A 19,138-nucleotide genomic window follows, 5' to 3' on the forward strand; every position below is an offset into this window, starting at 1 on the left:
TGATGCACCTGCTCGATCTGCTGATAACCGGCGGGCTGGACGAACGATTCACTCGGGCCAACCCCAAACTGCCGCATTCACTGGTGCGGCTAACGCTGGGTTGGCTGTTTCCTATGCTCGACTTCGTGATGACCGGCGACCGGCAGATACGCTCGCGGCACCAGGAGTTCATCAACACCATCCTGGCTAATGACCTCACCGTGAAGGAGCTGAATCTGGCTGATGGCGCACTGCGCGACCAGCAGCTCCCATTCGACCCGCAGGTGTTGCCGGCTTTTTTGCTGATCGCTGAGCGCTTGCAGCCGAGGTTCTGCGAGGAGGCTTACAGCTGCTTGGACGATCTGATCCAGGCAGCAGTGGCCTGGGATGGTGACAAGACGCCCCAGGACATGGATAGGGCGGAGCAGGTGCTGGAGCCGATTCGCAAACACTTCGAGCTGGAAGCCGAGCCAAGCTCCAGCCACTCACCGATGGCGCCCGGCGAAGCCCTAAAAGAGCTGGAGAGCCTAGTTGGCCTGGAGGGAGTGAAGCGCGAGGTGCGCAACAGCGTGAATTTCGCCCGCTACATCCTCAACCGCAAGGAGAACGGCCTGCCGGTGCCGCCGGTTTCCATGCATATGGTGTTCACCGGCAATCCAGGCACAGGCAAAACCACGGTGGCCCGGTTGATAGCTGACATCTACCGCGACATCGGCTTACTACGCAAAGGCCATCTGGTGGAAACCGACCGCTCGGGATTGATCGGGCAGTACCTTGGCCAGACGCCCGGGCTTGTCCGCGGGGTAGTAGAAAGCGCCTTCGGTGGCGTGCTTTTCATCGACGAAGCCTATGCGTTGGTCAAGAACGCCCACGAGACTGATTACGGGCACGAAGCAATCGCCACCCTGCTCAAACTGATGGAAGACCACCGCGACGACCTTATCGTGATTGTGGCGGGATATACCGAGGAAATGCGGACGTTCATCGACTCGAACCCCGGTCTGAAGTCGCGCTTTACCCGTTACATCCAGTTCGACGATTACGAACCCGCGGACTTGCTGCAAGTCTTCCGTCGCCTATGCGACAGACACGAACTGCGCTTTCGTGCTGAGGCCTGGCACAAGAGCCGCCAGACCATAAAGAACCGCTGGGAATCGCGCGGCGACCATTACGGCAACGCACGGGAAATGAGGACGTTCTTCGAGGAGGTGATGCAAGCCCACGCTAACCGGCTGTCCCAAATCGATAACCCCAGCCGCGATCAACTTCGCACCCTGACGCCGGAGGACATTCCCGGATGAGCCGCGAGCTACTGAAAACGAGCCTGCGGCACACGCATGCCTATATCGATGCCTATGGCGTCAATCTGCTGCAACACGTAGAAGTGCTTTTCCGGCAGGCGCTGGAAAAGCTCGAAGACACTGATGAAACGGACGAAGACGACGAGCAAGACGGTCTATCGGTCCACTTCGAGGCTGTCGCTGAACCCGCCGTGGCGGTAGCGCGGCCGATAGCTCCAAATCCGACCAGTACACCAGTACCCAAGCAAGAGCCAACCTTACCAGAGCAAATATTCATACCTGTTGCCGGATGGCATTTCTACCTACCAGCTACAGTCGCTGCCGTGGCAGTCGCCGTCTTTTTGGTGTGGGTTTTACTGTCATGAATCGAAGGCATCGTCGTTCCGTATATGGCAAAACCTATACGGTTGTGGATATCTGGCATGCTATTCGGACGACCTTCGGTTGCTGGCTGGCCATGCTGATCGGCCTGTGCCTGACCGGTACATTACTGGTTCTGCTCCTGCTGAGCGATTTCAGACCAGCACTCTGGGTCGGTATCTGGTTCTGCGGCAGCGTCATTGCGGCCAGCGTATTTGGCTGGCGAGTCTGGCAGGCCCAGTCAGCTGGCATCCGCATCGACCCGGTATCCGCGGCGCTAAGTTTCAGCGCCGACGATCTGGAAAACAGCCTGCATGACATTCTCAGCCTACGGCGTTTCTTCGACCACGCCAATCGCATTCAGATTGCCATCGACGATATCCAACGGCTGGACAACGATACACAGCGAGTAGGACAAGGACGCAACCGCCGCAGACGCTACGGGCTGAATCTGTCCGGCGACTTCGGTTCCTACCAATTGATGTTCAGCCACAAGCAAAAAAGGGATGAATGTCGGGCCTTGCTCGTACAGGTCATCCGCCGTGCCAAGGGGCGGGCTCCATCGTTTGATCCCAACATCGCGTTTCCTGAGTGACATCCATTCATGAGTAGAAAGAAGAAACAAGAAAGCAATCCTGCTGGCCTAGTCATTATGCTCGTCGGATGGTTGGTTTTCCTTTTCACCCTTCTGGCCACATCCTTCATATGGCTGGGCTGGCTCATCAGCGAACTGCTTTACGCCAGACACCCACGTGTCCCTGATGAATCGGACGTCCTCCTGGATATGGAGGAAGAGCACGAATTTTCCGAGAACCTGGAGCGCACCCAAGCAATAGAAGCTCGACTGGAGCAGATCGACTCCGAAGGTCAGCAACTGCGTCGCCGCAAAGACGGACTTTTTCACGCTGGAAGCGCACTGGGTGCCACACTAAATGCAGAAATTGCCGAACTGGTAGAGGAGCGTAGCGGTTGTCAGGCTATTTGCCATGAACTGTTGCAACTGCCTGCCGAGCGCATACGGCAATGGTCCGCCCCCCTTGGCCGCCTGCTTGGCTTTCGCTGGGCCATCTCGACTTACGTTAGCTGCTTGGCTTATGGGGTCATCCTGGCTCCCTCCTCCGCCGTCGCCCTGCATGATGTAGTCCTTCGCAACTTGGGCGAATACCTGCCGGCACTGTCCTTCCCCCTTTACGGTGCCATGGCGCTGTCCAGCATCGTAGCGGTATGCGCAGGCGGTGCGGCCTACCTATTTTATAACCGCTATTTCTACAATCACTATGCGGCTCAATTCGAGGCGCACTAACAGACCGATAATATGGCTGAGTTAGTAAGGCTCTCGCAAATGCCGAAGCCAGCTCAAGTCAATGCGCTACTCATCCCCCTTCTAACCGCGTTGGACGTACCGGGATTTAGGTTCGTTTACAGCAGACGAACCGGCAGGCGCAGGGTTGGGCTTCAGCCTCAGACCATTTAGCCAAAACCACCCTAGATCCATTGATCGCATCCGCATCGCCCAACAGAGCCTGTTCACGCAGCTCCACATAGCGATTTCGAATTATGATCGGATCAACCAATCCAAGAAGCGGGTTTGCTTCCCTGATCTCGTAATAGTTGACACCCCGCGCCTGCCCGCTCAGCTCCATCACTCTCAGCGATGGCATACCGATTCCAGCATAAAGGCGTTGCAACTCGTCAGGCTCACCATCTCGACGCAGTCAGCCCGGGGAAGAAGGTTGTCCATAAGATTGAAGATGTCTGCAGAGTTGCTCATGCTGCTGCCCATCGATGATCGTGTCTGACCATTTTCAGCGGCCATGCGACAACCTGTGTCGCACACAAACAAGGACGTAACTGTGGAACAGCTGCTTCGCCATGAACTCATTCTTGGCCTTCTCCCGAACAAGGAAAGCGCTCTCGATAGCAATGCCATTCACCAACGAGTAGCCAACCAGGGTGTCCAGGTTGATAAGCGCACCATTCAGCGTGACCTAAGCGAGCTAGAACAGAAATTCCCCCATGTGCATAGCAGGCCAAAGGGAAAAGCCAAGTTGTGGTGGGCAGAAAAGTCGCTGTCGCGACTGAGCATGCTGCCAACAGATGCAATGAACCTCGTCATGATCATGGATCACGCGGCTAGATTCGGAATGGCGGCACAGGTTGAGAATCTGGCGCCCCTTCGGAACTACGCAATATCACTGTTGAAAGGAAACCGGCCCAGCCAGGACTGTTCAGGCAAGATCATCAGCAATACCCGCTTCGTTGTTCTGGAACCAGGCCAAGTGAAGCCGGAGGTCCTAGAGGCTGTCCAACAGGCACTTCTGGATGATGCCTCTATCGAAGCGCTCTACCTGAAGCGCGGTGCCCGTGAGCCACGAACACTACATATCAAGCCACTAGGTCTTTCCTATCAAGATTCCAATATCTACCTCGTATGTGTTTTCAAAGGCTTGCCCGAAGGCAAACTGGCCTCCCTTCCCCTGCATCGTTTTCAGTCTGCCAAGGCTACATGGGAAGACCTAAGAACTCCTGACGGTTTTGAGATGAACTCGTTCGAGGTCAAGCGCAGCCTGATATCCCAGAAATCTGAGCACCCAACTCAACTGAAGCTCCGCATTTCTCAGACGCTCTACGAACGCCTGGACGAGAACGCGCTCACTGCCGATCAACAGCTACAGCCCACCGCTGATGGCTGGTGGTTGATGACAGGCAGTCTGCCTCTTAGCCAAGGTCTCGAGCTATGGCTTTTGAGCCAAGGGGAGGAGCTGGAGGTTCTAGAGCCGGCTGAACTGAGGCAGCAAATCGCCTCGTCGGCACGTCGGATGGCCAGACTGTACGGTTGAATGCGACACAGGCTGTCGCATGCTGGGAGCATTCTGTCTCCGATTACCTGACCATGGAGACTCAGCTATGAAGACCTATTCCGCTTTCCTTCAGCGCGTAATCCCTAATGCGGGACCTCGCGCCAATTTCAAGACCACAGTGCAGGCCGTGAGTTCCGAAATGGCTCGCATCACAGCCGAAGCCCAATACCCGGGCTACAAATGCGCCAACGCCCCCGTGCCGGTACGCTGAAGTGTCCAAGCCACACTTCGGCAAATTGGGGCCTGGAGACCATCTTTATTACCAGTACCATTTGGTAAAGACGACCCAAACGATCAACATCATCCCAATCTCAGCCTACGACTACACCGAGCACTCAGTTAGCTGCACCGAGCAAAACAAGCCGAAGACACTAAATGGCCGTTTCTTTTTTCTGTGGATCGCATTCAACGCTGCCTACGCCACCGATATCGTCGAGCAGCAGCGATTATCCGAGCGGGAAACCTTCAAAGCCTTTCTCGAAAAACCGTGTTCCTTGGTAGCAACAAAAACATCGAGACTTCGTCTGGTCGGAGTTTCCCGGCAGCATTCGCGTACTACTGGACAACCCGTACACCCTGCGCAACCCAGCTCATTCATGGTGGAGCAACCTGGAATGGCAGAGTGAGTAGGGATTAGCTACGAGACTGCTGCTACCTGCTAGGAAAACTGATGCCCTTGATCATCTAGATCACGCTGGACAGCCCGGACACCTTATGGGGCGATGCCAAATACCCAGTGGTTGGCTGAGGATGGACACAGGTTCATGTGATTGAGATGAACATCAATATGAGTGCAGCATGGGCACGGCTGCCAAAGGCTCGCATGCTGGCTCGTCGACTTACCTCTTGATTTTGTCTACCCCCTCTTAAGCAGGCGTCCACTGATGCAGCAAACCGGTTCCTACAGGTTGGACTTGCCTGGGAGCTGGCTTGTCGGGGCGACGAACCGCAACGATTGTGTCTATTCAGGCCCTAGCGGCGGTATTCGCCATCCACCAGCCGCGATACCCCCAGCGGGTTGGCCTCCTGCAGCGCCGCCGGCCCTCAGGTCAACTTCACCATCACCGTCCAGGCCGTAAGCTCTGACATGGCAAAGGTCACGGCCCAGGCCAGTAACCCGGCTACAAATGCCTGAATTCGCCCACTCAGATGCGTTGAGCCAGCGCCTCATGCAGTTGCAACGCCAAGCCGCTGGTGCGCTGCACGTTGCGGCCCACCGCGCCTTCGAACACACCCGGGTGAGTCTCGGCCAGGCTGAACCATTCCCTGGCGCGGGTGATGGCGGTGTACAGCAGCTCCTTGGTCAACACCGGGTTCAGCGCATCAGGCAACACCAGCGCGGTGTGGTTGAACTCCGAGCCCTGGGACTTGTGCACCGTCATGGCGAACACCGTCTCCACCTCCACCAACCGGCTCGGCATCACGAAGCGCACGCCGCCACTGCCGTCGTTGCGCGGGAAGGCCACGCGCAGGGCCAGCGCACCGTCCGGCCCCGGCACCCATAGCGCGATGCCGATATCGCCGTTCATCAGGTTCAAGCTGTAGTCATTGCGCGTCACCAGCACCGGACGCCCTTCGTACCAGCCGTGGTCGCTGTCCAGCAAGCCGCGGCGACGCAATTGCATAGCCACACGCTGGTTAAGCCCTTCGACGCCCCAAGGCCCCCGGCGCAATGCGCAGAGCAGGCGGAACTGGTCGAATGCAGACAACACCTTGCCTGCCCAACCGGCCCATAGCTCGCTGTCCCACTGTGTATCAGCCACAGGGCGCAAGTCGCGCAGTTGCACCAGGTAATGCCGGTAGCCGGGCGCATTGCGGTTGCCATCGATGGCCAGGTCGCTAAGCGCCGCATCCTGCTCGCCACGCACCAGCAGGTTGAAAAGTTGCTCCGAGGGCTGTTCGAGCGCACGCCGTGCTTCGCCCGCCTGCTTGTTGTTGATCAGCTTGGCCAGGCGCCCGATACCCTTCTGCGGGTCGAAACGCCAAGAGCGGCGCAACATCACGGTCTGCTGCGCCAGCGGGGCGCCCGCGCCTTCGGCCATCTGCAACTCAGGGTCAACCAGCGCCTCACCGCTGTGGGTGCTCAGCCACTGGGCGGTTTGCGCGTTGTAGTCGCCTTTTTCAGCCTCGCGGCACAAGTCGCCCATCACCGAACCGGCTTCCACCGAGGCCAACTGGTCCTTGTCGCCTAGCAGAATCAAGCGCGCTGCCTGGGGCAAGGCATCCAGCACGCAGGCCATCATTTCCAGGTCGATCATCGAGGCTTCATCGACCACCAGTACATCCAGCTCCAGCGGTTTATCGCGCTGGTGAATGAAGTTACGCGAGTTCGGTCGGCTGCCCAGCAAGCGGTGCAAGGTGGACACATCCGTCGGGATCTCGGCGCGCACCGCATCACTCACCGGCAACACCCGAACCTCCTTGCCAATGGACTCGGACAACCGCGCCGCCGCCTTGCCGGTCGGCGCCGCCAGGCGGATGCGCAGCGGCTTGCCGCTCTCGACCGCCGGGGTTTGCAGCAACCCCAGCAGGCGCACCACCGAGGTGGTCTTGCCGGTGCCCGGGCCGCCAGTGATGACGCTGAAGTTGCCACGGGCCGCCAGCGCGCAGGCAATTTTCTGCCAGTTGCTGCCTTGCGCGCGCTCGGCTTCGGAACGGGCGGGAAACAGTTCATCGAGACGGCTAGCGAAGTTATCTGGTGTGACCGGCGCCACGCTCAAGCGTGCGCTTAAGGCTTGGGCGATGCTGCACTCGTAGTTCCAGTAGCGGCGCAAGTAAAGGCGCAGCCCCACCAGCACCAAGGGCCGCTCGGGGGCGTCCTGGCGGGCGTCACGGTCCTCGACCAGGGTGCTGGCGGCCAGAGCCTGGCGCCACTGCGTAGCGTCCAGGCCCTGCAACCATTGCGACGGCAGCGTACTGCCCTCCTCGCCTTCTGGTGGCAACGACAGCACGAAATCCGGCGCTGCCAGGGTGGCGGTAAGGTCCAGGCAGGCATGGCCACGGCCCAGTTGGTGGCTGGTCATCGCGGCGGCCAGCAGCACGCTGGCCTGGGCCTGAGGGTCTTGTTCAAGAATGAATTTCGCCAAGGCACGATCCAGCGCGCGCAACCAGCCACGCGCCACCCAGGTATCGACTTGCTGCAAGAGCTCGCTGTTGCTGGCGGCGCCAATGAACACCGCCACCTGCTCGGTATCGCCCTGGCTGCTGCTCAGTTGCTTGAGGGTCTGGCTCATGCGCTGGCCTCCTCGAACTGGCCCATGAAGAGTTGGTCAAGCTGCTCGATCAGTTGCTGCGGTGGCCGCTCGAAGTGCAGGCCATGGGTGGGCGCCTGGTGCCCACGAATGAACAGGTACAGCGCCCCGCCCATGTGCTGCTCGTAGTCGTAGCCGGGCAGGCGCAGCTTGAGCTGGCGATGCAGGGCCAACAGGTACAGGCACAGCTGCAGATCGTAGCGTTTGTCCAGCATGGTTTCGGCCATGGCCTCAGCGACATAGGCGCTATCGGTGCTGCCCAGCCAGTTGGATTTGTAGTCCGCCACGTAGTAGCGGCCCTCGTGCTCGAAGGTCAGGTCGATGAAGCCTTTGAACATGCCGTTCAACCGGTTGGGCGCCAGTATCAGTCGCGGCGTACCGCCGAGGGTGTGTTCGCGTACCAAGGCATCGAGGCGTTCGACGTTCACGTTGCGGCTGGAGAACCAGAACTCCATCTCGACCTGATAGGTGCTCAACCCGGCTAGCGTGCACTGGGTGCCGTTGAAGCGCAGTGGGGCCTTGAGGTAATGGCTCAACCAAGCCGACAGCGGGTCGATCCAGCGCTCCCAGCCGCGCAGGTTGCAGCGCCGGGCCACGGCGTCGTGCAGGGCTTGCTCGTCGCTGGCAGCGTTGCCGAAGCCCTCATCGCCGGCCCACTCGAACAGCCCGTGCAGGAAAGTGCCCGGCCCCGCCCCTCGGGGGAAGGCGTGAATACCAACGCCGGCAGGCGGGTTCTGCTCGTCGTCCTGCTCTTGCAGGTTGGCTTCCAGCGCGGTGGCAGGCTCAGGGGCAACCGGCGACTCGGCGCCCATCCGCGCACGGTCGTCGGCGATGGCCAAGGCAGAGTAGCTGGCGATCCACCAGTTGGTCGCCAGCGCATGCAGCGGGCGCAAGGCCTCGCTTACCGTCGGGCGCGCAGGTGCCACATGGACACCCTCGGTTTGCGCAGGGGCCTTGCACACCGCGATGTCGTCGCAGCCCTTCGCGAAGGCGTCCACCACTTCAGCCAACCAATCAGGGGCAACCGTGCCTTCGCCTGCAAGCAAGTAGCCCAAGCCCGACTTGTGCAGGTCTATCGACGAGCCTCCGGTCTTGAACCCCTGGGGCGCCACGCAGATCCAGGTGGCGTAGCGGGCGCGGGTCAGGGCGACATACAGCAGGCGCATTTCCTCGCCCATGCGCTCATCGTCAGCGCGTTTCTGCGCAGGCTTTGCCGGGTCGCCCTTGGCCAGTTCAAGCACCAGGCTGTAATGCTCATCCTGTCGTTCATGGAACATCGGCGGCGCCTTGCTACGGCCATCCACCGCCCTGGCGCTGCACGCGAACGGCAACATCACCAAGGGGTACTCCAGGCCCTTGGACTTGTGCACGGTCACCACTTTGATCAGGTCCGAGTCGCTTTCCAGGCGCAGAATTTCTTCCTCGCTCTGCTCCTTGATCTGCTCGGCCAGATGGCGAATCAGCGCGTGCTCGCCATCGAGTTCGGCGGCGCTGCGCTGCAGCCATTCGGCCAGGTGCAGCAGGTTGGTCAGGCGGCGCTCGCCCTGTTCTTCAGCCAGCAAACGGGCCGGCACCTTGAAGGTTGCAAGCAGCCTGCGCAGCATGGGCAGCACGCCTTGTTGCTGCCACAGCACACGGAAGTCGCGGAACCACTGCACATGCGCTTCCCAGCACAGCTCGTTCTGGTTCAACTGCTCCAGGTCCTGCCAGGAAATGCCCACGCTGCGGGTGGCCAATGCCGCACGCAGCAAGCGGTCGCTGGTGGGCTGGGCGCAGGCCCGCAGGATGCACAGCAGGTCGGTGGCTTCTTCGCTTTCGAATACTGAGTCGCGGTCAGACAGATAAACGCTGGCCAGTTTGCGACGCGCAAGGGCCTTGCGAATAGCTTCGGCTTCCTTGCGGCTGCGTACCAGAATGGCGATATCGGCAGGCTTGAGTGCAGTGAGTTGGCCATCGCTGTTGCGCAGGCCCGAGGGTTTTTCTGCACTGCGGTCGAGCCAGGCCTGAATCGCCGAGGCGCATACCTCGGAGGCCTCGCGCAGGTAAGTGGCGTTGTTGATTACTCCGTTGGTTTGCAGCTGCCAGAGGGTCAGGGCCTTCTGCTTTTCACCCTCGATCTCCAACGTATCGCTGCGGCCTTTGGCATCAACACCTTCGAACGGCACCGGGTTCTCCTTCCCCTCCTCGGCAAACCGGAACGCTGCTCGGGGGTGGGCTTCGGCGAACTTGAAACAATGGTTGGCGGCATCGACCATCGCTTGAGTGGAGCGGTAGTTGGTGCCCAGGGTGTAATGCCGGCCCTTGGTAGCCTCACGCGCCTTGAGGTAGGTGTAGATGTCGGCGCCACGGAACGAATAGATTGCCTGTTTCGGGTCGCCGATCATGAACAGGCCGCAGTCGGGCAGGTTTTCTCCAATGCAGTAGATTTTGTCGAAGATGCCGTACTGAACCGGGTCGGTGTCCTGGAACTCGTCGATCAGGGCCACCGGGTACTGCTGGCGAATGGTCTGCGCCAGGCGCGGGCCAGAGGGGCCTTCCAGGGCACGACCAAGGCGGTTGAGCAAGTCGTCGAAACCGATCTGCGCCCGGCGCAGCTTTTCTTCCTCGAAGGCGCCCTGCACTTCACGCAGAGCATGCAGCAGCAACTGCGCGCGGATGTCCTGCTTCGACTCCTCATGGTCGACCCAAGCATCGATGGCTCGAAACGCTGGGTGCGTACCGATGGCACCGCCTTTGTTCAGCTTGAAGCGGGCTTGCCCGCATTTGCGAACGTGGCTACTGGCTTCGCCTCCCTGGCTCCAGGCGGCGATATCGCCAAGCATTTGATCAAAAGTTTCGGGGGTTTTGGTGGGGTAGGACTTGCCGTTCAGTGCGCTGCGCGCGCTGTGCAGCAACGCCTCCAGAGCCACGATGTCGTTGGCCCAGGCCGCCCTTGCCTGCGCTTCGAGCGCGACGCACTGCGCAGCCCAGTCAGCAGGCCCCTGAAGCAAAGCATCCAGGTGCGCGGGCGCTGTGATCGACATCCCTGCCTGCTGAAACTCGGCATCGCTACGCGACAGCAGCGGCGTCAGCGCTTCGCGTAGCTCGGTGGGGCTTTTGAAGCTATCCGTCACCACCCTGGCAACCTCAGGCGGCAGGCCATAGAACTGCTGGCGCCAGTAGTCCCTGACCACTTCATCGAGCAACTCGCGCTGGTCGGTTTCCAGTGTCTGGGTAAACAGGCTGCCGCTGTCGAAGGCGTGCTCGCGCAGCATCCGGTAGCACCAGCCATGAATGGTCGAAACCGCGGCTTCGTCCATCCACTCGCTGGCCAACTGCAACCGACGAGCACAGGCCGGCCACTGATCGGCGGGGTAACCGTTGCGCAGTTTCACCAGCAGCGGGTCGTGACGCTCATCAGGTGCCTGAAAGCACTGGGCAGCCTCGTTCAACCGTGCGCGAATGCGGTCGCGCAGCTCTTGGGTGGCGGCGTCGGTGAAGGTCACCACCAGAATTTGCGGCGGCGTCAGCGCTTGCTTGAACGCAGCATCGCCCCCATGGCCCAGTACCAGCCGCACGTACAGCAAGGCGATGGTGAAGGTTTTGCCGGTGCCGGCACTCGCTTCGATCAAGCGGCTGCCATGCAGTGGGAAATCGAGGGGGTTGAGGTTAACCGCTGTCATTGGGCGCTTCCTGCGTCGGTCGAGGTGAAGTGGCCGAACAAGCCGCCATACAGGCGCTGGGCCCAGGCCACGAACTGGCCGCTCGCGCACAGTTGGTCGAAGTCCTCGTAGGCACGCCGTTGGGCGAACGAGCGCTCCACTTCACCCTTTTTCATGTAGCCGCCTTCATAGATATCGCGCGCTTTGTCGTAGGCCGAATCGCTGCTTTCCCCACCCGCTGCCAACCAGGCGAAGGCGCTTTCGCAGGCCACCGGCAGCGGCTCTTGCATGCCCGCCACCCAGGCCTGGAGCAGCGCTTGCAGCTGCTCCCGGGCCTGGGTTTCAGGCACTGGCCGGAACACCACATCGCCATTCAAACCCACCAGAATGGTCGTGCAGGCAGGCCCGTTCAACTGCAACGCCAAGTGCCGCAACCAAGGCCGCACCAGGTGCTGCCAACGCAGGCTGTCGTCGCTGCACAGCTTCTTGCTGTCCAGTTGCAGGTAGGCTCGCTCATCCAACGCATTGCGGCGAATGCCACCCAGCCAATCCTTGAGGCCGGGACGCTCGTCAGTGGCTTCGATGGTTGCGGCGCTCTGGCCCTCTTCAAGCTCAGGCCAGGCTTGCAGTTGGGCGTGGTAGCGCGCCAGCAGGCCCGGCATCGGCTCCACCAGCGCCGAGGCGCTCAAGGTGCCGAAGCCGCCCAGTGGCAAGGCGCCCTCGCGTTGCAGGCGTTGCACTTGCAGGCCCAGTTCGGTCACGGCCTGTTCGGGGTCGTAAGCCTCCTCGACCCAGCGCTTCAGCGCCTGGGTAAGCCTGTCCTGGTGCTGCCAGTTTTCCAGGCCATCGAGCTGGAAGGCTTCGTCATCGCGGTTTACCAACTCGTCGTCGTCGAATTTGACCTTCAACCGCTGGCTGAAGAAAGCGCCCACCGGGTCGCGCACGAACTCGGAAAGTTGCCGCAGGCTCAATGGCGTGTCCTGCACCAGCGCGGGCAGGCGCTCCCCTGCTGGCTGCGAGCTGTATTCGTCATGCACCTCGCGCCACTCGCTGGAGTAGGTGAACAAGCCATCAGGCCCCGGCTCGTTGGCGAAGTAGGCGGCGCTGAAGGGTTGCAACGGGTGCTCCTGGGTCAGCGCTGGCAGCAATGGCTGGCCGTTGGCCGAGCGCCAGCCGCTGGCCAGGTGGTCGCGCAATTGGCCAATCAGCACCGAGGGCACACGCTCGCTGTTGTCGCGGATGTTGCGGCCCACCCAGCTCACATACAGTTGTTTTCGCGCCGACAGCACGGCCTCCAGCAACAGGTAGCGGTCATCTTCACGTCGCGACCTATCGCCAGGGCGGTAGTCGTTGCGCATCAGGTCGAAATCGACCGGTGATTGCTGGCGCGGGTAATCGCCATCATTCATGCCCAGAAGGCACACCACCTTGAACGGAATCGCCCGCATAGGCATCAGGGTGCAGAAGTTCACCGCGCCGGCCAGGAAGCGCTGCGACAGGCCGCTATCTTCGATACCGCTGAGCCAGGCCTCGTGCACCACGCTCAGCGGCAGTGGCTGCGCGAACTGCGCCACCTCGCAGGTGCGCAGCCAACCTTCGAGCAGCTTGAGCAATTGGTTGACCAGCAGTTCCTCTGTATCGTTTACCGGGCGGAAGAACACCTTCAACAAGGCTTGCAGGCGCTCTGCCCATTGCACCGGCGTGGCCGGTTGCTGGAGTTCCTGAAGGGCCACTTCCAGGTGGTCGAGCAAGGCCAGCAGCGGCCCGGCCAGGGCAGCTTCCAGCCCCGACACTTCGTCGTAGGGTTCGATGCCGTTGAGCTGAGGCGCTCGCCCAGCAGCGTAGCCCAGCAGCATGCGTCGCATTCCGAAGCGCCAGGTGTTCTGCTCGAGGCCCGCCGGCATGCCCAGGCTTTCGCGCTGCTCGGCATCGAGCCCCCAGCGCACACCGGCACCGTCGATCCAGCGTTGCAGTGTGGGTACGTCGGCTTCGTTGATCGTGAAACGCGCGCGCAAGGCCGGTACGTCCAGCAGGTCAAGAATGTCGCTGGCAGCGAAGCGGCTATGGGGCAGCTTGAGCAGGTGTTCCAGGGCAATCAGCAGCGGCTGGCGGCCGCGCTGGCCTTGGTCGGCCACGGTAAACGGCAGGTAGCGCGAATCACTCCTTGGCACCTGGCCGAACACTGCCTCGATGTGAGGGGTGTAGGCGTTGATGTCCGGCACCATCACGATCACATCCCGTGGGCTCAACTGCTTGTCGGCGCTGAAGCGGGCGAGCAGTTGGTCGTGCAGCACCTCCACTTCGCGCTGCATGCTGTGCACCACGTGAAAACGCAGCGAGCGGTCGGCGGTAGCGTCTACCGCCCCCCAGGCTTCGCGGGTTTCCGGCAACGGGCGCAGCTCAAGAATATCGCTTTGCAGCTGGCCTAGCAGGGTTGCCGTATCCGGCTCGGTGAACAGGTCGATACGCCCGCCATTGAGGCCATCGAGCAGGTGGCGATAGCTGCCGGGCTCGTCGTGGTAGTCGAGCAGGTTGATGTAGTCGCGCCCCTGCTTACCCCAGGCGGCGAGCAAGGGTTGGCCGTGCTCATTCGCAGCTGCGGCAACCTCACGGGCAGGTTGGCGGCGGTAGTGGTGCGCCAGCAAGTCTTTGTCGGCAACGATATCGCCCCAGTGGTGCCGGCAAGGGTTGTGCACGCACAGCAGCACCTGGCTGTAGCGGGAAAGCTCTTTCAGGGCTTCGAGCACCTGCGCAGGCATCGAGGAAATGCCGAACACCACAACCCTGCGTGGCAGCCCCTTTGGCGCCTGGGCAGCGCTGCGCAGGTGGGCGACGAAGCGTTTGTGAACCCCGGCGCGGCTTTGCTCGAGCGCGCCCTCGCCAACGTCGGCCAATACCTCGCGCCATAGCTGCGCCTGCCACAGGTTCGGCGCATCCAATGGCTGCACAGTGCCCTTGATGTGTTGAAGTTGATCCCGCCCGGCAGCCCAGTCTTCGAGCCAATCGGCGCGGTACACCTGGTATTGGTCGAACAAGTCCGCCAACCGCTCGCACAGTTGGTGCAGCTTGCGCTGTTCATCGTCCTTTTCCAAAAAGCGCTGCAGGCTTGCGAAAACCGGGTTCGTGAGCAAGCTGGGCAGCAGGCGCATCAGCCGCCAGCTCAGCGCTGCCTTGTCCAGCGGCGAGGACTGCGGCGTGGTCTGCGCCCCCAGCACCCCGCGATACACCTGCCACAGAAAGCGCGCAGGCAACTGCACATCCAGCGCCGCAGCAATGCCGCAGCCACCCTTGTGCGGGTCTTCGGCCAGCGCCAGTTTCAGCCACTGGGCGATACCGTTGCTTTGCACCAGCAGCACCTCGTTCTCCAGCGGATGTAGCGGGTGGCTGCGCATCCACTGCACTGCAAGGGCTCGCAGTTCTTCTAGATGATTGCCATGGATGACAACAAGACCAGGCTGATGCTCCTGCATAGACACACATCCCTCTAGGTACGCTGGAGTGAAAGCTAATCAACGCATGCGACACCCTGTGTCGCACGGGATCTTTCACGGAAGAAGCAAAATGACGTCGTTGAACTGAGGCAGCGATTGGAGAAACGCTCAGGCAACTTCAAATGACTTCAAGCCGGTAGGTATCGGCGTCATCGACCAACTCAAAGAACAGCTCGCCATCCGAAGACCGAGGGCTGTCAGATGCGGAGGACCAGAACGAAGAGTGCTGCGTCGCATAGGTACAAAGCGCGGCCACCAACGGATGAGCCTTCCACAGCTCGGTCAGCTCACGTCGATGCAGGCCCGGCATAAAGAGCGGTGCAAGCTTCTGCTTTTGATCCAACGAAAGCTCAGCCAACTCCTGCCCATGCTGACTGATCCACTTGCTAATCAAGCGAATGTCGCTGTGGTAGCGCGCATCGGTCACCTGAAGCTGAGCAATACGGATTTTCTGTGGTTCTACAACAACCCTGCAGGCAACGTATTCATCACCATCAGCCAGCGGAGCACTGGCATTCAGCAAAGCGAGTTCAGGGGTTGGGCTGGCGTAAATTGCATGCCGGCGGGACGGCATATTTCTCGGCCGAAGAGACTCCCAGAGGTTGTCGACCACGTAGGGAACATTGCTGGGTATTCGCATCGTTGAGTGACGACGAAGATCTTTTTCCGCCCTCCCCACTTGGCTGGCAGGAATCGCCCGATAAAGCTCCATTTAAATCTCCTTATGGGGAAACCCGGGGAAGCGGCAGAGGGGGGAGATCTGTATCTACGTTGTAACCGATCATGAAGAGGGCTTTCTCAAGCTCTGCAATGGAGCCAATGCTTGGGTTGTAGGCCATCACCTGCTGCAGCAACTCTCCTGCAAGCAACACCTGTCCCGCCCATAGCTGGCACTGAGCGGCATTGAGCTTGCGAAACTTGAACGCCCCCAGCGATGGATCTCTATTCGTCGTGTCGCCTTGTCCGGCCCCCCACCGAAAGGATAAATCAGCAGGGACGCTAGGTACGCCAGAACGCATGAGTGAATAACGGGCGAGCAATCCAAGTGCAGCACCAACGCGGCCGTCGTAGATAATGATGTGGTCAGGGTCGGCAGCCGCGTAGACCTTTGTCATAGCGGAATTCATCAGGAGTTCCTTGCCATCGAATGCAGCAAGCCCTTGAGCAGATCCAGGTTGAAGCAGTTGGACTGCATGCATGATTGATTGGCATAGCGTTTTTTTTAGGTACTGATCCTCGACCCAAGCCAGAGATTTATCACCAGGGCGACGCGCGACGCCCCCCCAGTGGAATATAGCCAGGCATGCATCGCGGGCAGTTGCTTGATCACGCACAGCTAGCGCTTGCCGTAAACGGGCAGCAATGCATTGGGACGAATTAGGCTTAGGGCTATCAGGCCAGGAGTAATGGAGAAAGGCCTCCTGAAGCGAATGACACCACCAATGATGAACCGCTGAGGCAATACGCCCTTTCCAAGGCTTCCAGCTCTGATGTTTGCTAATGCGAAAGCTATGCAGCAGCCCTGCCTCCGAAGCATCTCCCACTGGGAACAAACCACGCATCTCCCCCAGTGCCTCTGGCCTGCCCCATAAATCAGCCAGGTACCGTGCAAAGGCCTTTTGATTCCCAGTCAGACTCATTCCCTTCCTCTTAGTCCTAACCCCAGCACCTATTGATATCGCTGCAGGGGCATAAAGCCAGCATGCTATGAGCTTTTGCATACTTGTTGAATAGCAACATCCGATGCATGCAACTCTCTGGCCCACAAGCTTCCCTGGCTGATCGCCAGATCCCGCCAGAAACGAAACAGCAGCCCATCTGGATCCGGTGGAGACTCGAAGGTAGAAAAGTAAAATTCAGCAAGTCGCTCAGTCGCCAGCACCAGCCCCCTCATGGCCGCCCACTGCAGCCAATACAAGCCAAGTGCTGGATCATACTCGGGTGATGTCTCATCCAGAGCCAACCTGCCAAGTGAGAAGCACGCCATCAAGTCCTGCTCGGCCGCTCCACGCTTGTACCAACTGATGGCTTTGCCATGATCGACGATGACACCCTCGTCCCCACGCTCATACAAGCTCCCTAATGCTTGCGCAGCACAGGGAATCCCTGCTTCGAAAGCCTGCTCGTAATAGTCGATGGCCAAGCCCGGATTGACCACCAGCCCCTTGCCATAAAAGGCCAGCTCGGCGAGGTTGAATAGAGCCTCTGAGGCTCCCATCACTGCCGCAACCTTGAATAACCGCCTGGCCAGCGCAGGGTTCGGCTTCAGCCGCAGACCATTGAGCCAAAACCACCCTAGATCATTGAGCGCATCCGCATCGCCCAACAGAGCCTGCTCACGCAGCTCCACATAGCGATTTCGAATCCTGATCGGATCAACCAATCCAAGAAGCGGATTGGCTGCTTTTATCTCGTGATAGGTAACACCCGCCTGCCCGCTTAGCTCCTTCGCTCTCAGCGATGGCATTCCAATGCCAGCGTAAAGGCGTTGCAACTCGTCAGGCCCAGCTAGATCGACGTCTTCAGCCAGCGGAAGAAGGTTATCCATGAGATTGAAGACATCCGCAGATTTGCTCATGCTGCTGCCTCATCGATGATCGTGTCTGACCATTTTCAACAGCCATGCGACAGCCTGTGTCGCACACAAGTAGGGATGGAATTGTGGAACAGCTACTCCGCCATGAGCTCATCCTTGGCCTTCTCCCTAGCAAGGACAGCGCTCTCGATAGCAATGCCATTCACCAACGAGTAGCCAACCAAGGCGTCCAGGTTGATAAACGCACCATTCAACGTGACCTCAGCGAACTCGAATAGAAATTCCCCCATGTGCACAGCAGGCCCAAGGGCAAAGCAAAACTGTGGTGGGCAGAGAAATCGCTATCGCGACTGAGCATGCTGCCAACAGATGCGATGAACCTCGTCATGATCATGGAGCACGCTGCTAGATTCGGAATGGCGGCGCAGGTAGAAAATCTGGCGCCCCTTCGGGATTACGCGACATCACTGTTGAAAGGAAACCGGCCTAGCCAAGACTGCTCAGGCAAGGTCATCAGCAACACCCGCTTCGTTGTCCTGGAACCAGGTCAGGTGAAGCCAGAGGTACTGGAGGTTGTCCAACAAGCACTTCTGCATGATGGCCTTATCGGCGCATCGGATGGCGGCACTGTACGAACAAGGTTGAATGCGACACAGGCTGTCGCATACCCAACCCATTCTGTCTCCTGTCATCTGACCATGGAGACTCAGCTATGACGACTTACTTTGCCTTCCTGCAACGCAGGACACCCAATGCGGGCCCACGCGCTAACTTTACAATCACGGTACAGGCCGTCAGCTCCGAGATGGCTCGCGTCACGGCAGAAGCCCAATACCCCGGTTACAAGTGCGCAAACGGCCCCGTGCAGGTGCGCTAAAGATGAACAACGCGCATCGCAAGCGCATGCAGCCTAGCGACTATCTGTACCACCTTTTAAACCAAGGTGACGATACCGAAAGCGCTAAGACAGAAACGCACCAGAAAGCTCTCAATCTACGGGAACAATACTCGGTAAGCTTCGATATCGCCTTGATCGCAGAAACACAAGCCGAAGCTCAGCGACTAGCAGACCAAATACTTGAACTGCCCAAGGCTTATTTCCCCGAAAGCATCACCTGTCTCGACAGGCATCGTTTTTCTGCTCACGGACTAGACGAACCTTGGCCTGAACAGCAATTTGATGAGCTTCATTTTTTCTGCTCATCTCCAGACCAGCTACCTCCCGCGAGTCACCTAGATCGACTAGCAGCCATCATCCACGTCCATCATTTAGCCCCATGCATGGCACAAGCATATCCGGGTTATCGCAGCTATCTATGGTGCACTGAGCAAGCTCTGTGTGACTTCTGGGCAAGCATGTACTTAGCAAGAGAGATGCAAAGCATCCCAGGGTTGAACTGGAATAGTTACCCCACATGGCAGCTGCCTGAACACTGCATTGGTCAAGCAGCAACTAGCTGGGGCTCAACACCAAATGCAGCTATAGATTCATTACTAGCGCAGGCTGGGCATACAAGACTCACTACTACGGTCGATGCAATCCTCGTAATAGAAGGCAATTGCGATATGTCGATAAGCGACTATTTCGACCTATTGATCCTGCTAGAGGCCAAAATCAAATGCGATATCGCACCCACTGGATGGGTAGCCCCTGAATACTCAGGTTATGGCCTAAAGCTGCTCACATTCGGCCCACTTAAAGACCAAAGTTGACGCAG

14 protein-coding genes and 1 pseudogene are annotated in these 19,138 nt (G+C 59.4%); 8 read left to right on the top strand and 7 right to left on the bottom strand.

Going from position 1 to position 19,138, the window contains the following annotated elements:
* Window positions 1-2 precede the first annotated feature (2 nt).
* The 4 genes from CW305_RS10635 (at window position 3) to CW305_RS10645 (ending at window position 2,943) form a co-directional block, all read left to right on the top strand.
* Window positions 3-1,280, top strand: a complete 1,278-nt coding sequence (locus tag CW305_RS10635) for an AAA family ATPase (RefSeq protein WP_181063888.1) — start codon at window positions 3-5, stop codon at window positions 1,278-1,280.
* Window positions 1,277-1,645, top strand: coding sequence for a hypothetical protein (locus tag CW305_RS23200; RefSeq protein ID WP_146067147.1), 369 nt, complete (start codon window positions 1,277-1,279; stop codon window positions 1,643-1,645). The genes CW305_RS10635 and CW305_RS23200 overlap by 4 nt, the downstream gene beginning before the upstream one ends.
* Before the next feature lie 92 nt (window positions 1,646-1,737).
* Window positions 1,738-2,235 (top strand): hypothetical protein, encoded by a 498-nt coding sequence (locus CW305_RS10640; RefSeq protein WP_146067148.1) that lies wholly within the window; start codon window positions 1,738-1,740, stop codon window positions 2,233-2,235.
* A 9-nt stretch (window positions 2,236-2,244) separates the two neighbouring features.
* On the top strand, window positions 2,245-2,943 hold the full coding sequence (locus tag CW305_RS10645) for a hypothetical protein (protein ID WP_146067149.1): 699 nt from the start codon (window positions 2,245-2,247) through the stop codon (window positions 2,941-2,943).
* 106 nt (window positions 2,944-3,049) lie between these two features.
* On the opposite strand, the gene CW305_RS23700 is transcribed toward CW305_RS10645, so the two are convergent.
* Entirely contained in the window at window positions 3,050-3,301 is a 252-nt protein-coding gene (locus tag CW305_RS23700; RefSeq protein ID WP_245890991.1) for a hypothetical protein, read from the bottom strand.
* A gap of 192 nt (window positions 3,302-3,493) precedes the next feature.
* Here CW305_RS23700 and CW305_RS23705 point away from each other — a divergent pair, with 192 nt between their 5' ends.
* Window positions 3,494-4,480 (top strand): helix-turn-helix transcriptional regulator, encoded by a 987-nt coding sequence (locus tag CW305_RS23705; RefSeq protein WP_245890992.1) that lies wholly within the window; start codon window positions 3,494-3,496, stop codon window positions 4,478-4,480.
* Between the two features lie 256 nt (window positions 4,481-4,736).
* Window positions 4,737-5,189: pseudogene (locus CW305_RS10660) on the top strand (hypothetical protein).
* Between the two features lie 457 nt (window positions 5,190-5,646).
* Here CW305_RS10660 and recD read toward each other — a convergent pair.
* The 6 genes from recD to CW305_RS10690 all read right to left on the bottom strand — a co-directional run bounded on the left by recD (window position 5,647) and on the right by CW305_RS10690 (window position 17,462).
* Entirely contained in the window at window positions 5,647-7,734 is a 2,088-nt protein-coding gene (gene recD / locus CW305_RS10665) for an exodeoxyribonuclease V subunit alpha (protein ID WP_104097881.1), read from the bottom strand.
* Complete coding sequence (recB, locus tag CW305_RS10670; protein WP_104097882.1) at window positions 7,731-11,414, bottom strand: exodeoxyribonuclease V subunit beta; 3,684 nt, start codon at window positions 11,412-11,414, stop codon at window positions 7,731-7,733. Before recB ends, recD begins: the two co-directional genes overlap by 4 nt.
* Complete coding sequence (recC, locus tag CW305_RS10675) at window positions 11,411-14,863, bottom strand: exodeoxyribonuclease V subunit gamma (protein WP_104097883.1); 3,453 nt, start codon at window positions 14,861-14,863, stop codon at window positions 11,411-11,413. Before recC ends, recB begins: the two co-directional genes overlap by 4 nt.
* A 139-nt stretch (window positions 14,864-15,002) precedes the next feature.
* The gene (locus CW305_RS10680) at window positions 15,003-15,596 is read right to left on the bottom strand and encodes a hypothetical protein (RefSeq protein ID WP_038663134.1); all 594 of its coding nucleotides are present in this window, start codon (window positions 15,594-15,596) and stop codon (window positions 15,003-15,005) included.
* A 10-nt stretch (window positions 15,597-15,606) separates the two neighbouring features.
* Window positions 15,607-16,524 carry a hypothetical protein gene (locus CW305_RS23205; protein ID WP_128121604.1) on the bottom strand — a complete coding sequence of 306 codons (918 nt, stop codon included), beginning with the start codon at window positions 16,522-16,524 and terminating at the stop codon, window positions 15,607-15,609.
* Window positions 16,525-16,589: 65 nt separating this feature from the next.
* Window positions 16,590-17,462 carry a tetratricopeptide repeat protein gene (locus tag CW305_RS10690; protein ID WP_038663137.1) on the bottom strand — a complete coding sequence of 291 codons (873 nt, stop codon included), beginning with the start codon at window positions 17,460-17,462 and terminating at the stop codon, window positions 16,590-16,592.
* 314 nt (window positions 17,463-17,776) lie between these two features.
* Between CW305_RS10690 and CW305_RS23430 the strand changes: the two genes are divergently transcribed.
* Together CW305_RS23430 and CW305_RS23210 are read left to right on the top strand one after the other, a co-directional pair.
* Entirely contained in the window at window positions 17,777-18,136 is a 360-nt protein-coding gene (locus tag CW305_RS23430) for a hypothetical protein (protein ID WP_181063889.1), read from the top strand.
* Between the two features lie 163 nt (window positions 18,137-18,299).
* Window positions 18,300-19,133, top strand: a complete 834-nt coding sequence (locus CW305_RS23210) for a hypothetical protein (protein ID WP_146067150.1) — start codon at window positions 18,300-18,302, stop codon at window positions 19,131-19,133.
* The last annotated feature ends 5 nt before the right edge of the window (window positions 19,134-19,138 follow it).

The sequence above is a fragment of the Stutzerimonas kunmingensis genome (assembly GCF_002929225.1).
GTDB lineage: Bacteria > Pseudomonadota > Gammaproteobacteria > Pseudomonadales > Pseudomonadaceae > Stutzerimonas.

Bases quoted from the DNA above. Each gene is read 5' to 3' on its own strand.
- CW305_RS10635 (WP_181063888.1), top strand. From the start codon at position 3: ATGCACCTGCTCGATCTGCTGATAACCGGCGGGCTGGACGAACGATTC.
- CW305_RS23200 (WP_146067147.1), top strand. From the start codon at position 1,277: ATGAGCCGCGAGCTACTGAAAACGAGCCTGCGGCACACGCATGCCTAT.
- CW305_RS10640 (WP_146067148.1), top strand. From the start codon at position 1,738: ATGCTGATCGGCCTGTGCCTGACCGGTACATTACTGGTTCTGCTCCTG.
- CW305_RS10645 (WP_146067149.1), top strand. From the start codon at position 2,245: ATGAGTAGAAAGAAGAAACAAGAAAGCAATCCTGCTGGCCTAGTCATT.
- CW305_RS23700 (WP_245890991.1), bottom strand. From the start codon at position 3,301: ATGCCATCGCTGAGAGTGATGGAGCTGAGCGGGCAGGCGCGGGGTGTC.
- recD (WP_104097881.1), bottom strand. From the start codon at position 7,734: ATGAGCCAGACCCTCAAGCAACTGAGCAGCAGCCAGGGCGATACCGAG.
- recB (WP_104097882.1), bottom strand. From the start codon at position 11,414: ATGACAGCGGTTAACCTCAACCCCCTCGATTTCCCACTGCATGGCAGC.
- recC (WP_104097883.1), bottom strand. From the start codon at position 14,863: ATGCAGGAGCATCAGCCTGGTCTTGTTGTCATCCATGGCAATCATCTA.
- CW305_RS10680 (WP_038663134.1), bottom strand. From the start codon at position 15,596: ATGGAGCTTTATCGGGCGATTCCTGCCAGCCAAGTGGGGAGGGCGGAA.
- CW305_RS23205 (WP_128121604.1), bottom strand. From the start codon at position 16,524: ATGAGTCTGACTGGGAATCAAAAGGCCTTTGCACGGTACCTGGCTGAT.
- CW305_RS10690 (WP_038663137.1), bottom strand. From the start codon at position 17,462: ATGAGCAAATCTGCGGATGTCTTCAATCTCATGGATAACCTTCTTCCG.
- CW305_RS23430 (WP_181063889.1), top strand. From the start codon at position 17,777: ATGCTGCCAACAGATGCGATGAACCTCGTCATGATCATGGAGCACGCT.
- CW305_RS23210 (WP_146067150.1), top strand. From the start codon at position 18,300: ATGAACAACGCGCATCGCAAGCGCATGCAGCCTAGCGACTATCTGTAC.